The organism is Olivibacter sp. CPCC 100613 (assembly GCF_036959255.1).
Lineage (GTDB): Bacteria > Bacteroidota > Bacteroidia > Sphingobacteriales > Sphingobacteriaceae > Olivibacter.
Genome location: NZ_JAWMTI010000001.1, coordinates 1,575,562 through 1,590,291 on the forward strand (window position 1 = coordinate 1,575,562; position 14,730 = coordinate 1,590,291).

12 protein-coding genes are annotated in these 14,730 nt (G+C 41.6%); 11 read left to right on the top strand and 1 reads right to left on the bottom strand.

The window, feature by feature from the left end:
- Positions 1 to 3 precede the first annotated feature (3 nt).
- The 8 genes from RYH73_RS06415 (at position 4) to RYH73_RS06450 (ending at position 7,984) form a co-directional block, all read left to right on the top strand.
- Positions 4 to 1,938, top strand: coding sequence for a type II secretion system protein GspD (locus RYH73_RS06415; protein ID WP_335312573.1), 1,935 nt, complete (start codon positions 4 to 6; stop codon positions 1,936 to 1,938).
- A gap of 96 nt (positions 1,939 to 2,034) precedes the next feature.
- Positions 2,035 to 3,261: a hypothetical protein gene (locus RYH73_RS06420; protein ID WP_335312574.1), complete on the top strand. Its 1,227-nt coding sequence runs from the start codon at positions 2,035 to 2,037 to the stop codon at positions 3,259 to 3,261.
- Positions 3,258 to 3,794, top strand: coding sequence for a hypothetical protein (locus tag RYH73_RS06425; RefSeq protein WP_335312575.1), 537 nt, complete (start codon positions 3,258 to 3,260; stop codon positions 3,792 to 3,794). The genes RYH73_RS06420 and RYH73_RS06425 overlap by 4 nt, the downstream gene beginning before the upstream one ends.
- Before the next feature lie 52 nt (positions 3,795 to 3,846).
- Entirely contained in the window at positions 3,847 to 4,797 is a 951-nt protein-coding gene (locus RYH73_RS06430; protein WP_335312576.1) for a hypothetical protein, read from the top strand.
- Between the two features lie 19 nt (positions 4,798 to 4,816).
- Positions 4,817 to 5,302: a hypothetical protein gene (locus RYH73_RS06435; protein WP_335312577.1), complete on the top strand. Its 486-nt coding sequence runs from the start codon at positions 4,817 to 4,819 to the stop codon at positions 5,300 to 5,302.
- A 121-nt stretch (positions 5,303 to 5,423) separates the two neighbouring features.
- A complete protein-coding gene (locus tag RYH73_RS06440) occupies positions 5,424 to 6,023 on the top strand; it encodes a toxin-antitoxin system YwqK family antitoxin (protein ID WP_335312578.1) in 600 nt (199 codons plus the stop codon).
- A 297-nt stretch (positions 6,024 to 6,320) separates the two neighbouring features.
- Positions 6,321 to 7,070, top strand: coding sequence for a hypothetical protein (locus RYH73_RS06445; RefSeq protein WP_335312579.1), 750 nt, complete (start codon positions 6,321 to 6,323; stop codon positions 7,068 to 7,070).
- Positions 7,071 to 7,081: 11 nt separating this feature from the next.
- Positions 7,082 to 7,984, top strand: coding sequence for a hypothetical protein (locus tag RYH73_RS06450; RefSeq protein ID WP_335312580.1), 903 nt, complete (start codon positions 7,082 to 7,084; stop codon positions 7,982 to 7,984).
- Positions 7,985 to 8,004: 20 nt separating this feature from the next.
- Here RYH73_RS06450 and RYH73_RS06455 read toward each other — a convergent pair whose 3' ends face one another.
- Entirely contained in the window at positions 8,005 to 9,213 is a 1,209-nt protein-coding gene (locus RYH73_RS06455; RefSeq protein ID WP_335312581.1) for a type II secretion system F family protein, read from the bottom strand.
- 132 nt (positions 9,214 to 9,345) lie between these two features.
- Between RYH73_RS06455 and RYH73_RS06460 the strand changes: the two genes are divergently transcribed.
- From RYH73_RS06460 to RYH73_RS06470, 3 genes are all read left to right on the top strand, one after another.
- On the top strand, positions 9,346 to 10,284 hold the full coding sequence (locus tag RYH73_RS06460) for a hypothetical protein (RefSeq protein WP_335312582.1): 939 nt from the start codon (positions 9,346 to 9,348) through the stop codon (positions 10,282 to 10,284).
- A gap of 426 nt (positions 10,285 to 10,710) precedes the next feature.
- Positions 10,711 to 11,436 carry a hypothetical protein gene (locus RYH73_RS06465; RefSeq protein WP_335312583.1) on the top strand — a complete coding sequence of 242 codons (726 nt, stop codon included), beginning with the start codon at positions 10,711 to 10,713 and terminating at the stop codon, positions 11,434 to 11,436.
- A gap of 56 nt (positions 11,437 to 11,492) precedes the next feature.
- On the top strand, positions 11,493 to 14,730 hold a 3,238-nt coding region (locus RYH73_RS06470), incomplete at its 3' end, for an RHS repeat domain-containing protein (protein WP_335312584.1).

The window sequence follows — 14,730 nt, forward strand, 5'->3', positions numbered from 1 at the left end:
TTGATGGCGTATGTTTTGGGCTTGGGGCTTTTGCTCCTGCTGCTCCAAGCATGGCCGGGTTACCTATATGCACAGCAAACGGATCGCTTGGTGCGTTATGAACAGCGACTGCATGAACTGGCCGTTTTATCTCCGGGTTTGGCTGAAAAAGTTACCCTATCGGTAGCCGGCGCTAGTTTGCAGGAGTTTTTGAGAGCATTGGCTGAAACTTCCAATACCAATATCAATGTAGATCCCAATCTGCAATTGCGGGTCTATAATAATTTTCAGGGAGAAACGCCCATTAATATTTTGTTGTTTATTGCCAAGGAGTACAACCTGGATTTAGGGTTTACCGGAAGCATTATTTCCGTTACCGCTTTGGACCCTGCAAAGGTGCGCCAACCGGCACGTCCCGTGCAGGCAAGCTACGATTCGGCGAATAAACTAATCAGCCTATCGCTCGAAAATGACAGTCTTCTGGTCGTTGCCCGTACAATTACCCAATTGACGGGAACCAACGTGATTGTAACCAATGATCTACAAGGCAAACAGGTCAGTTTATTTGTGCAAGGGATGGAGCTGGGGACGGCATTACGTCAGCTGGCATTTAGCAACCAGGTGAAGTTAGCCGAAACAGCCAGTGGTTCTTTTGTCTATTTGCCATTAGGGCCGAATGAAGAAAATTTTATCAATGGTCAATCCGAATTGAGTACGCGCCGACTACCCATTCAACAAGCCCCTGCCGATGGCAATCCACAATTTTTTCTGGATGCTTCCGATAATGGATCGGGGGCGAAATTGCTGAGTATCGAGGCACAGAATACACCTATCGATCAGATTATAAAAAATGCAGCGGCACAGGTGGAAGCAAACTACTTCCTTTTCAGTGGTTTGCAGGGCAATGCCACTGCCAAATTAACGAATGTAGGTTTCGATCAGTTGCTAACCTCGCTTTTAAGGGGGACTCCTTATACCTTTAAAAACGATCATGGCATTTACTTGATCGGAGAAAGACGCTTGGAGGGGCTGCGGGAAATCAAAGCCGTGCACCTACAACATCGATCGATCGATACCGTGCAAGCGATGATTCCGGCCGAATGGAAACAAGGTGTTGAGATTAAGGAATTCCGGGAGCAGAATACCTTGCTCTTAGCAGGATCGGCACCGCAGGTTAATGAAATAACTGACTTGGTCAAACAATTAGATGTGTTGGTACCAATGATTTTAATTGAAGTCAATATGCTGGATGTACGAAAAGGACATACCATCAGCACGGGTATTACCATGGGTGTGTCGGATTCTGTTCGTACGGGAGGTAACTTATTGTCTTCCGAAGGAACTGATTTTACCTTTGGGGCACGATCGATCAATGATTTTCTATCAAGGATCGGTACCGGATCATTTAATCTCGGAAGAGTCTCTCCTAATTTCTATGTACGTCTGCGCGCATTGGAAAACAATAGCAATGTGGAGATGCGTTCCGTACCTAAATTGTCGACACTCAACGGGCATTCGGCAACCCTGAGTATAGGAAATAAACGTTACTATAGTATTTCGACCCAGAGTCAGTTGGGAACCTTAACTCCCCAAAATATTATTACCCAACAGTTCAATGATGTTGAGGCGAATACCACTATTAAAATCAAGCCGATTGTGTCCGGGGATGAACAAGTGACCTTAAATATTACGGTGGATATTTCTGATTTTACACAGGATACGCCGTTAAATCAGCCACCGCCAACCTCCACCAGTAAATTTGAGTCCATTATTCGGATACGAAACGAGGAGACGGTGGTGTTGGGTGGCATCGAACGTTATGAAAATGCCGAAACGGGAGGCGGTGTACCGCTCCTTTCGCGTATACCGGTATTAAAATGGATTTTTAGCAGTAAAACAAAATCAAAGAATAAAGTGGTATCGGTGGTGTTTATTAAACCGACTATTATTTATCAGTAATTAAAAATTAAAAATTCAAAATTAAAAAGCTCGCCTCCCGTAGGGAGTGTAAAAAAATGTTAAGGAACATCCGATAGCTTAATACAAAATAATAACATGTTTAAAGAACAGATCCTTTCGTATGCACGACATATTCCGCTCTTAGCAGCGGTAGAGGCTACTTTTACGGAAAAGGGGCTGTTTATGCAGTTGGTGTTATTGAAGCGAAAAGCGAATGCGATTGAAGTTGTGCGGAGAGAAGGTGCAATTTCGAGTATAGAGAAGTTAATAAGTTTCTTACCAAAGGAAGTACCTCTTTCGCTTACCTTAAATGGGAAAGGGATTATTCATCGTTTTGTGCGGCGTGCTGATCTTAAAGAAGATACAGACTTGTTGCGATTGGTATTGCCGAATGCCAAGAAGCAGGATTTTTATATACAACGGTGTTCACAGAGCAACATAGATGTGCTCTCTATTATTCGTCGAGACCGCCTGGATGAACTGTTACAGTATTTTACCAACATCCGGGATCGCTTGCTTTCCGTTAGTTTAGGCCCTTTTCACGTGACGAATCTATTATCCGCACTTAGCAAAGAGGAAAGTGCGTCTCTACAATTGGCCCAACATCATTTCAAACTAAAGGCATACGAAATTGAAGCTTATCATTGGGAAGAAAATGAACAGGCAGATCATGTTATTCGTATTGGTGACGAGGAGATGAACGAACGCTTTGTAGTTGCTTTTGCGCTCGGTTTTCTCGTGCTCAGCGAAATGTCGATTGCTACTTTAGCCTTAGACAGTTTAACGGGGAAAATTGAAAGTAAACACCAGGAATGGCTTTTTAAGCGATCAGCGGTTTTGGTAGGGGCCTTTTTCCTTTTGGTTCTCCTGCTCAATACCTTTTATTTTTTGCACTATAATGGGAAAATGGCTGATGTAAGCGTGAGCGACGCATCGTTGCTCGATAAGGAGATCAAACAGTTGAAAGAAGTGCTAAAAGGACAGGAACAGTTGGTAGAGGTGATCAATTATACGGAGCGCGGTGATAAGGAACCCCTGAGTTATATTGCTGATCAGCTCGGTGCTTCCGTACCAAAAGACATCAGTTTGGATGAGTTGAATTTTTTTCCGCAGGATGAAGCTGCCAGTCGGAAGGAACGCCGACCGCAATATCAGTCGGGCCTGATCCGCATTACAGGTACAACGGCTACTGTGGGCGCTTTAAATCATTGGGTAAAGGTAATCAGTATGATGCCTTTTAGTAAAGAAGTGGCCTTGGTGGATTATAAATATGACGAAAAGCAGCAGCGCGCAGTGTTTAACCTAAAATTGAACTTGCGATGAAAGGATTTTGGGAAAAATACAGCTGGCAGCAAAAAAATAAATGGCTCGGTTGGGGCGCTTTGATCTTTTTGTTCATGGTGTATCAGTTAAGCATCAAAGAAACCTTGGAGTTGCGGTCTGCTTATCAAGCGGCAACAGCCGAGAAGCTGAGTACACAGCAGAAGGAGACCGAATTATCGCAGCTTAAGGCACGTATGCAACAGATCGGCAATGCTAGTTTGATAGGAGAAGGAAATAGCGGGAACCTAAAAGTCAATATGCTAAATAGCGTAGCCTCGGCAGCGGAAAATAATGGATTGGTGATTAAGGATGTTCCGCCGACGAAGGCCGTTACCGCTGACGGCCTGACCGTGAACTATGACGAATATTGCTTGGTAGGCAGTTATAATGATCTTTTACAATGCTGGTATGAGATTGAAAAAGGCAAGGAATTGAATTTGGTGAATGTAGCCTTTCGGAAAGAAGCAAATACCTTGACGAAAGCATCGGAATTGAAAATGTACTTGACAACGGCTTATGTGGCGAGGAATTAGTTGCTTGTTATTCGTTGTTGGTTATTCGGTTAACGCTAAAAAAATTAAGATAATGAACGGTAAAATCAATATATACATCCTTTTTGCAGGATTACTTTTTACGGCCCTTGGTTGTAAAGAGTTTTTGGAAGAAGATATCAAAGATCGGCAAGTTGCTTTATTGTCGCCTGGTAATCAGGCGCAGATTCCTACCTATACCATCACCTTTTTATGGGAGCAGGTGGACGATGCCTTGGAATACCGCTTGCAGGTTGTTTCTCCCGATTTTGATTCGGTGTCTCTGTATCATGCCGATACCTTAGTGACGGCTCCCAAGTTTACCCTGAGTTTGGAGCCGGGTAGTTATCAATGGCGAGTGAAAGCCCGTAATGGAAGTAGTGAAACGGTCTATACCACGCGTTCCTTTGTGATCTATGAGTCCGATCTAAGTAAGCAGGTGGTGGTACAAACAGCTCCTGCAGATCAACTTCTTACCGCAAGTACTGCCTTGCGTTTTGGCTGGCAAACTTTATTTGGTGCAACGGGTTATCGCTTGCAGATTGACACCAATAATTTTGCCGATCCTGAAAACCTGTTATACGATTCGGTATTGGAAAGTACGGGATATAATTACACCATACCAAAAGAGCAGTTATATCAATGGCGTGTACGGGCGGAGTCGGACACCTCACAATCCCTATGGTCCACTGTTCGTCAATTTACCTACGATAAAACACCACCGGCAGTGCCTACCATGGTAGCACCTGGAAACAATGCTTCCGTGCCGAGCCCGGTAACTTTGCGTTGGGAGCCTGTAAGCGATGCGGCCAAGTATGAACTTTATGTATATAAGAGCGATTCCACCACCCTGTATAACGCTACCTATCCGTTAACATTAGAAGGAACCAATCATAATTTTACCAGTAGCAGTATCGGCGAGCGTGTACTATGGCGCTTGCGCGCGACGGATAAAGCAGGAAATACCAGCGGCTATTCGGGCTATCGAAGCTTTGTGGTTAATTAATGATAAAGGCGGGATAAACGTGAAGAAAAAACTTACAATACCACTTTTAATATTAGTACTCTTGATATGGGGTTGGATCTTCTATAAAATTATCGCGGCCACGGAAGATCCCGTACTTCCCATGCCTGCAGTGGCAGCCGAAAAAAAGCCGATCACCAAAACGAATTTGGTGGACACCGCCACCAGCTTTAAGCCAACGGGCGGTTATCGCGATCCTTTTTTGGCTGCCGAGAAGAATGTTGAACCAGCGAATACAGAAAGCGAGGAAGTGGTCGAAAATTATGAACAGGCACCCCAAGAGGCTTATATTGATTGGGGAATGATTAAGTATTTGGGTGAAGTGACCAATGCCAAATCCAAGAAAAGCGTCATTTTGATGGGTGTGAATGAGAAGGATTTTATGATTAAGGTAGGGGAGACAAGAGAGGGGGTGACGTTGTTGCAGAATACAGCCAACTATATTAAGATAAAGTATCAAGGGCAGGAGAATGTGATGACGAAGTAATGAGCCAATTAGCTAGTGAGCCAATATGATAATGTAAGTTCCGGGTAATAAGTGATAACTTGACTTCGGCTCGAATTGTCTTGATTCTTAAGATAAATACAAACGAACTAATTATTTACAGATGAAACTAAACTTTACGTTAATTATTGGAATCTATCTGCTATCCTTCTCCTTGCCTTCTTATGGGCAAAAGGAGTTATTGGAGGCTCTTCCGTATAAAAATAAAGTAACGGTCCGTCATGCTGACGGGACCTTTCAGGTGGCGGAGTTAATGATAAAGGAGAAAGTTGAACAGGCTGATCCGATGCGTACTTATGCTTGGTATGAACGGGATAGTATTCGGTATACGCAAGGTGCTTTTAAAGGCCGGTTATTGCATGGCACCTATCAAGAATTATATGCTGATAAAAGCTTGAAGGTATTAGGAGCCTATTATAAAGGATTGAAAGCAGGCGAATGGCGATACATGGACCCCAATGGTACGCTCCGACGGTTATCTATCTGGTATCTGGGGGAAGAGAACGGCAAATATGCCCTCTATGATGAACACGGGCAATTGAAGGAAAAGGGACGCTTATTCAAAGGATTGAAGGAGGGTGTTATTACACGTTATCAAACGCAGGATAGCGTGCAGAAAAGATATACCAACTTCAGGCATAATGTCGCGCAAGAAAAAGAAGTAAATTGGTTTGATAAAGTAAAGTTGTTTTTTGGCTTTTAAAACCTATTTAAAAGCCAAAAAGAACTGAATAAAACAGTAAAAACTATGTCTATCTGAATTTATCTAAAAGAGTTTGCTTGGCATAATGCCTGATAGTCATATAAAAATTAATATTTATTTTTTTATTGTACTATTTGTTTATTATCTTATTTTTACATTAAAATTAACTTAAACACTATTCGTATACGCTTAAAACTAAATCTATGCTTAAAGGGCCTGTATGAGGTTTATAGTAGACCCTATATCAACTGCAATATAGATTGTGGTAATTCGTTTAGATACAACCTTAATCAACTCATGAAAAGATTCTTTTTATTGGCTGCTGCGATTGCGTGGCAATTTTCATCGTATGCACAAACAAATAAACTTCAAAGTACAGGCAATGCTGGTATTGGCACGGTTAATCCAGAAATGCCGTTGCACATTCTAAATGGTACCGCTACTACTACTTATCCGTCTGTCACGAGCCGAGGTGATGGAGCTATACTGGTTGAGTCGTCTAATAATGCTTTGGAATTTGGTACGGCAAGAAGCATAAATGCAAGGCGCTCTTGGATATTAGCAAGACATTCGGATTTAACGGGTGTATATGGAATGTATTATAGCGATCTACATCTTCAGCCCGATATTGGAAATAAGACCTATTATAAAGGAGTATCAATAGGTTATAGCACACAAACAGCGGTGTCTTACGGTACTTATCTTGCCGTTAACGGAAAAGTAGGTATCGGAACCACTGCTCCCTCGGAAATGCTGACTGTCAACGGCACCATCCGTGCAAAAGAGATCAAAGTTGAAAGTGGCTGGGCTGATTATGTTTTCGACGAAAATTATAAACTCATGTCTTTAGCCGAAACAGAACAATTCATTAAAGATAATAAACACCTGCCTGGTATCCCAAGCGAAAAAGAAGTCAAGGAAGAAGGGGTCAGTTTAGGAGAAATGAATAGAAAGCTGTTGGAGAAGATCGAGGAGCTGACACTTCACATGATTCAACAGCAGGAAAAAATAGAACAGCTTGAAGCTAAATTAAAGGGTTTAAAATAACTGTAAATGATATGTTTGATATTAAATCGATTGCCAGTTCATTATTGCTTTTTGGGATACTTTCTTATTCATATGCTCAAAATAAGTTAACTGTTCCAGATACCAGAGCAGTTGTAACTACACCGACTTCTTATGCGCAAAGCTTTGAAGTTCATTTCAAACAAAATACCACTATTGGAATTCCTGTTAGCAATTTTTCAACAGTCTTGGGGCTCAGAGGTTGGTACAATGATTCCGGAGGGAAGGCACATGAGTTAGCTTTTTCCAATAGCGACCTTTATTACCGTTCCGGTTTTAATAGCGGTTGGGAAGTTTGGAGAAAAATCTTAGCAGAAGATATCAATGGAAACATAGGAATAGGTACGACGAGTCCTGTCTCCAAACTGGATGTACGGGGAAGCATCAATGCGTCTGACTATATCCGTTCTCAAAACCCAGACAACAACGAAGCGGTTGTTTTTTTGGGATGGCTGAATAACGTTCCTAGACTCCGCATAGGTGGCACAGGTGTAGGCTCTGCTAACGGATTCGATATTCAACTCTCAGGAGATGTCAGTGTGATGCGCTTACTTGCGAATGGAAATGTTGGTATCGGAACTACTACTCCCGGTACCAAGTTGGCAGTCAATGGCACCATCCGTGCAAAAGAGGTCAAAGTAGAAAGTGGCTGGGCTGACTATGTATTTGATGAGGATTACAAACTGTTGTCCTTAACAGAAACGGAGCTCTTTATCAAAAAGAACAAACATTTACCGGGTATTCCGAGCGAAGAAGAGGTGCAGGAAGAAGGACTCAGTTTAGGTGAAATGAATAAAAAGCTGTTGGAGAAGATCGAGGAGCTGACCTTGCATGTGATCACACTTAACAAGGAATTAAGCGAAGTTAAGCAACAGCTTAAGAAGCGAGAAGAATAAGTGTATCGGGCAACTCTTTTCTACCCAAAACTTCCGCCCATTTGGAAGAGCGGCAGATACATGGCAATTAAAATAACGCCCACTACAAGGCCTAAAAAGATAATAATAAAAGGTTCCAGCATGGAGGAAATCAAAGCGGACTGGTGTTCAATATCGTCGCTGTATTGCAAGGCGATTTTACCGAAGAAGTCGGTCAGTTGATTGACTTCTTCGCCTACCTTAATCAAGGAAACAAGTTTGATGTCATAGATAGGGAAATTACGTAAACTTTGATGTAAGCTTTTTCCTTGCAGAATATCCTGTTCTATTATCGCCAACGAAACTTCAATGGGGTAAAAACCAACCATCTGTCGACTTAGCTGGATGGCCCGAATAAGCGGAACCTTGGAGCCGGTAAGTAAAGACATGGAATTACAAAAGCGTGCCAGGTAGATTTTCCGGATCATGTTACCAAAAATAGGCAGCTTTAATAAGAGAGAGGCTGTCGCTTTACGTAACCATTCCTTTTTCCGCTGCATATAGAACCAACCGATTGCACCTATCGTAATCAATAAAAACAATAAGGCATATTTTCGGGTAAAATTGGATACATCGACAATCAGCTGGGTAATTGCCGGTAAATCGCTACCTGAACGTTTGAAGATATCACCGAACATGGGCACAATAAAATTCATCATGAAAAAAATAGCGCCAATGGAAGTAAGCGTAACGATTGCCGGATACATCAGCGCGCCCGTTATCTGGCGTTTCTGTTTTAAGCGTTTACGATAAAACAAGGCCAGCTCTTCTAATACTTCACTTAATTTACCCGTCTCCTCTCCAATTTGAATACTAAAATACTCATAGGGTGTAAAATCCTTGTGTTGTTGCAAAGCCCCTGAAAGTGAACCGCCTTCAACAATATTTTTTTTCACCTGCTCTAATAGTTGAGCTTCTTTTGGCTTCTGCAGTTGCAGAATCAATAACTCCAGCGCTGATTTTAGATCAACACCTGCTTTAAGTAAAATAGCTAATTCGTGGTAGAGCGACTCTTTCTGCTTATCGCCCATGGTGGGGAAAAGACTGATGTCTTTATTCAGGAATTCAAATAAACCAGCGGAAGTTTCTTCCGCAGCATTTTTACCAGGCGTTTGCTTGAATTGGTTGATATTGATTCCGGCCATGACTTTTCTGTATACAAACATATTCATATTCGGTAGGAAAACAAAGTGAATTTTGCTGCTTTGCATGTTGAGAAAATTAATCTATAATTTATTTTAAATACTGATTTTATTGTTATTTTTATCCTAAATTATTCCTAAACCGAATAATCTAAACTGTTTCATTTTTAAGTCGAATGCAATGCTTGATAATTAGTTAATATGAAAGATTTTACAAAAAAAATCGTCGTACTGGCATGTATGCTAGTAGGATTTCGTTATGCCACGGTGGCGCAGACGTTAGGTTCCACACAAGGAAATTTTGTCGAAATCAACTCCGTATCCGGGAGTTCCTCGAATACCTTTTACAACAAACGATGGCTGGTACGTGATGCTGCCGGTGCAGATTGGCTTACCGCGAGATTGCATGACGGAATAGGGATCGATATTTCTTTTTTAACTCCGATGTCCAATACCCGTACTTGGTGGGAGCGCGATCCTTATCACAATATTCAATCATGGGGCCATGGTGCAGAAACCTATCTGACCTTGAAAAATGGTCATTTCGGTATCGGAACAATCGATCCGGAATCCAAGCTTTCTGTTTCCAGTATTACCAATGGTTGGCTGATATCCAGTAAGGCAATGGCCGTAGAGGCAGGTCAAATAAACGGAATAAAGTTACTGAATGGCTATCCCAATGATACCAATAAATGGGCCGGGGTTGCAGCGATAGCAGAGGACACGCACAGCAACTACACTGGTTTGGCAATTTACTCCAGCGCAGCAGAACGAATTCGGATTGCCGGAAATGGCAATGTGGGGATTGGTACGAGCTCACCCAAAGCAAAATTAGCGGTTGAAGGGAACATTATTGCCAAGGAGATTAAGGTGACCACTAATATTGCTGCACCTGACTATGTGTTTGAACCGGATTATAAGATGCAATCCCTGCTGGAAATTGAAAAATTTGTTAAAGAAAACAAGCATTTACCGGAAATTCCATCTGCTAAACAGATCGGTGAAGAAGGTTTGGATTTGGCCGCGATGAACCTGGCGCTTTTAAAGAAAGTGGAAGAGTTAACCCTTCATTTGATTGAGAAAGATAAAGTGCTGGGAGAGGTACTTCAAAGATTGGAGAGATTAGAGGACAATAAATAATCAATTGAGCGGATTTCGTAAACCTAATTATAATTTTATCAACATTTTTTTGATATCTCATTTTTGTTACATATTTTTATACTGATTAACAATAACTTAAATCTAATCGATATGGTAAAATAAACCGAACCTATGTCTTGGCTTAGCACCATTTGACGCCAATTAGATAAAAAAAGTGCGTTTTCAGTGCAAATAGGCGACTTTAAGTAAAAAAATTCACACTTAATATATAGCGATTTTAATCGTCAGTAAATCTTATTGACTTTAATTTAGCTATTATGATTGAATTTTTTTAAATAAAACCAGCTCTTTATCGTGGGCTAGGTGAACCTAAGCAGTATTGAAGAGTGATAATTTATTTATCAGCTTTAATGAAATTGACCTAAGATTATTAATACAACTGAAATAGATAAAATAAACCAAAAAATGAAATATTTCCTGCTACTTGCCCTGTGCCTGCTCGGTATGAGCACCTATGCACAAAATACCTTTCCTTCCAGCGGTAATGTGGCCATTGGCACGGCACCTGCGAGTGATGTTCCTTTGTTGGTAAATGGCCTGATCAGGGGGATCAGCGGAGGCCTTCAGATCCAGAATCCCGGCAGTGCGCCTAATGGTTCCTGGATTACCTTAACCAGTCCGCGTTCGGCACCTGGTCTTGCATTAGCGGAAGGAGATGGTAATGGAAACATCGCTCGTAGATGGGACACCTATGTCAAAGGAGGGGCTTATCATATTGCCGATAATAATTTCAGCACCACACAATCGAGGCTAACCATTACCACCGCAGGAAATGTAGGTATCGGGATAGCGACCCCCTCCAACCTATTGGAAGTGAATGGAGTTATACGATCAAAGGAGATATTGGTGGAAAGTGCCAATTGGCCCGATTACGTCTTTGAGAAAGATTATAAAATGAAATCGCTTGCAGAAATCGAAGCTTTTATTAAGGAAAATAAGCACCTACCCGGCATACCTAACAAAACGGAAGTAGCGGAAAACGGTGTGCATTTGGGTGAGATGAATCGAAAGTTACTCGAGAAGGTGGAGGAGTTGACCTTGCACTTGATTGAGAAAGATAAAGTGATAAGCGAACAGAAACGTTTACTTACTGAAGTGTGTCAACGGTTATTAAAACTTGAAAATAAATAATAAGATGTCTCAGCATGTAATACTTATATGTCAGCTCACAGCTAAATCAGAATAGCATGAACAGATTTTTCATTTACTTTATTTTGCTTTGTCATGTGCCATGTTATGCGCAGGAAGCAAAAGACTTTATGCCGGAAAGAGCAATCAATTACGTTCCTAGTTCTCCGGATGTTGGTAACCTACTTCGATCAGGAAATATACCTGTTAATATGTTTACCGGTGCAGCTCAATTATCGATACCCATATATTCCCTAAAAGTCAAAGATTTTGAAATGCCAATTTCATTGTCTTATCAAGGATCTGGAATAAAGATAGAGGAGATCGCACCATCAACTGGGATGGGATGGACATTAAATGTAGGCGGTGTTATAAGTAAAAATATCAGAGGAACGGATGATGATTTTACTGATGGTTATCCAAACGGTTCCTCTGGGGTTAAAGTTAATAAATATATCCAAGGTCAGCTCACTGCAGCTGAAAAGGCTGTCGTGAATTATAGTATGGCAACGGGAGCTATGGATGGTGAACCAGATATTTTTTCTTATAAATTTGGAGAATATCACGGTAAATTTATTTTTAGTCCGAATGGAGAAATTATCCAGCTAGATGGTGAAAAGCTTGATATAAGTCGTCAGAATGGCAATTTTGTTATTATTGATCCGAAGGGTAATAAATTCTATTTTAATGACAGAGAAGAAACGCAAAATATTGCACAGTATAGCGCTAATGGCAGTCAGAGCTATCTGGATACGTATACCTTAATTTCATCCTGGTACCTTTCTAAAGTTGTATTAAAAAACGGGCAATCTATTGCTTTCCAGTATATCGTTTCAAATATATCACCGTCCTACGAAGCGGGACTTTCTTTGTATATATTGCAGAGCGTCAGCCCTGCTTTAGATTGTACAGGGAACCCCCCTGCTCCTAATTATTTATCGAGTTCTACCAAAAATATTACTAATATTACTCAAAAGAAGATGAGTAAAATTATTCTTCCAACGGGAACTATCGAAATGTTTTATCAGACCAATGACCGCACGGATCTGGCTGGTGACAAAGCATTGGACAAAATTGCAATTTTCGGTGCCGGCAGTTCCTACAATGAGGAGTATTCATTTGCCTATAAATATTATAGCGGCAGATTGTTTCTAGATAAACTTTTTGTAAAAAGCATGACAGCTCCCTATCAATTCATTTATGACGAGAGCGGAACGATACCTCCGAGAAACTCTAAGGCTCAGGATTATTGGGGATTTAATAATGGGAAGACTCAAAACCAATCATTGATACCGAAAAGCAAGGATCCAAAGGATCTTTCCTCGGGAAACTATTTCTATGATTCAGGTGGAGACCGTGAACCTGTATTCAACTCGATGAAATTAGGCTTACTTACTGGGGTCAATTATCCGACAGGAGGAGAAACCAAGTTTATTTACGAAAGTCACGATTACGGAAATGTATCAGGACAACAAAATGTCTTAGATACAATTAGGCAATACCAATCTGCCTCTGCTTATGTCAATGGCCAACCTACAGGATCTTGGAGCGAAGTCTCTTTCCGTGTCGATTTTACTCATGAGGTAGTAATTTCATCAAGGGTTACGGGTCCAAATACTAGAACTCGTGTAATGAAAAGCAGTGGAGAAGTTCTATATACGCAGACTTCGAGTACCAATGGTGGAACGGTAACGGATACCCATAAAATGTACTTAGGACCAGGAGACTATAAGCTCATGGCATTCAATTATGAAAGTGAATTCATAGTCGACATATCGCTTTCCTACCAGAAACAGACTTCTTATACATTATCCCATAAACGGGCCGGTGGCGGTGCGCGCATAAGAGAAGTTGTCGACTATTCTTCCCCTGGAAATATAGCCTCAAGAAGAAGCTATCAATACACACTTAACGGAGATACTTCTCGCTCAAGTGGGATATTGATAACGACGGGGATTTTTGAATTTATGGAGAAAAGAAGTGGTGTAGTTGGAAGCTGTGGTATCGGATTCACATATGATGCTATATACAGGGTCCGGTCATCTACACCCGCTGTACCACTTTATTCCACCAGCGGCAGTCATGTGGAGTATCAGGAAGTTACTGAAACCTATGCCAACGGAACGGGAAATGGGAGGACACTGAATACATATGTTTCGAGTATGAATCCCGAAAATAGAGATATTAATATCTACTCCTACCCTTTTATGCCCTCTATAAGTAGAGAGTATAAGAGAGGAATGCTGCTCGTTTCGAAGGTATATAAAGAAGGCAGTGCTAATCCTATAAAAGAAACTATCAATGAATATCAATCTATCCCGTCGACTGATGCAATATATGGATTATCCATACGCTTTGATAAAGAAAATCCGCAGATACCCGACTATAGTACATACAATTTTAACAGTTATTTTGTATACAGGGATTTTTATGCGTTGAAAAATACGACAACAAAGTCATATGAAAGTGGGGTGATTCATGAAATAAAAATGTCTTATGAATACGAAAATCCTAAGCATTATCAACAGACAAAAATAACTGAGACAACGAGTGACGGCAATAAAGAAGTTATCACATTGCTCTATCCTCAGGATTACGCAACAGGTACGGCCTTCATCGACAATATGAAAAGTAACCACCTGATCGCCTATCCCATAGAACAGGTGAGATATAAGGAAGTAGGCACTACAAGGACGATCCTGTCAGGTACGATCACCAAATACTTGGAGGGAGGACAAGGACATATCGATCAAATTATGGAGCTCGAGAGCTCTGCCCCGATCGCGCTGTCATCCTTCAAGTTCAGCAACCGTTTGGCGGGACAGCTGCCTTCCGGAAGCATAGGGGCTACCGCTTTTTCGCCTTTCAGCGGCTACAGGACCCGGCTTACCTATTCCAATTACGATGCCTACGGCAATCCGAGGCAGGTACAACCGGTCGGCGGACCTCCCGTAACCTATATCTGGAGTTATAAGGGGCAATACCCGGTAGCAGAGATCAGGAATGGCGGTTTTGCAACCGTACAGACAGCCCTCGGAGGTGATCAGGCCGTGAAGACATTTACCGACTCCCATCCTTCGGATACGGACCTGCGTGCCAGGTTCAACGGTATTCGGGCTTCGCTCCCGAATTCAATGCTCTCTTATTATACCTACGACATCCTGAGTGGTATGACGAGTGCCACGGATCCGTCGGGCAGAACGGTGTATTACAACTACGACGGCTTTGGAAGGTTGAAGGAGGTGAAGGACACCCAGAGCAAGACGACGGATACCTACGAATACCATTACCGCAACC

What these genes read in the sequence shown, in the direction of transcription:
- RYH73_RS06450 (WP_335312580.1), top strand. Translation starts at nt 7,082, where the DNA reads ATGTTTGATATTAAATCGATTGCCAGTTCATTATTGCTTTTTGGGATA.
- RYH73_RS06425 (WP_335312575.1), top strand. Translation starts at nt 3,258, where the DNA reads ATGAAAGGATTTTGGGAAAAATACAGCTGGCAGCAAAAAAATAAATGG.
- RYH73_RS06455 (WP_335312581.1), bottom strand. Translation starts at nt 9,213, where the DNA reads ATGCAAAGCAGCAAAATTCACTTTGTTTTCCTACCGAATATGAATATG.
- RYH73_RS06445 (WP_335312579.1), top strand. Translation starts at nt 6,321, where the DNA reads ATGAAAAGATTCTTTTTATTGGCTGCTGCGATTGCGTGGCAATTTTCA.
- RYH73_RS06415 (WP_335312573.1), top strand. Translation starts at nt 4, where the DNA reads ATGGCGTATGTTTTGGGCTTGGGGCTTTTGCTCCTGCTGCTCCAAGCA.
- RYH73_RS06430 (WP_335312576.1), top strand. Translation starts at nt 3,847, where the DNA reads ATGAACGGTAAAATCAATATATACATCCTTTTTGCAGGATTACTTTTT.
- RYH73_RS06440 (WP_335312578.1), top strand. Translation starts at nt 5,424, where the DNA reads ATGAAACTAAACTTTACGTTAATTATTGGAATCTATCTGCTATCCTTC.
- RYH73_RS06460 (WP_335312582.1), top strand. Translation starts at nt 9,346, where the DNA reads ATGAAAGATTTTACAAAAAAAATCGTCGTACTGGCATGTATGCTAGTA.
- RYH73_RS06420 (WP_335312574.1), top strand. Translation starts at nt 2,035, where the DNA reads ATGTTTAAAGAACAGATCCTTTCGTATGCACGACATATTCCGCTCTTA.
- RYH73_RS06465 (WP_335312583.1), top strand. Translation starts at nt 10,711, where the DNA reads ATGAAATATTTCCTGCTACTTGCCCTGTGCCTGCTCGGTATGAGCACC.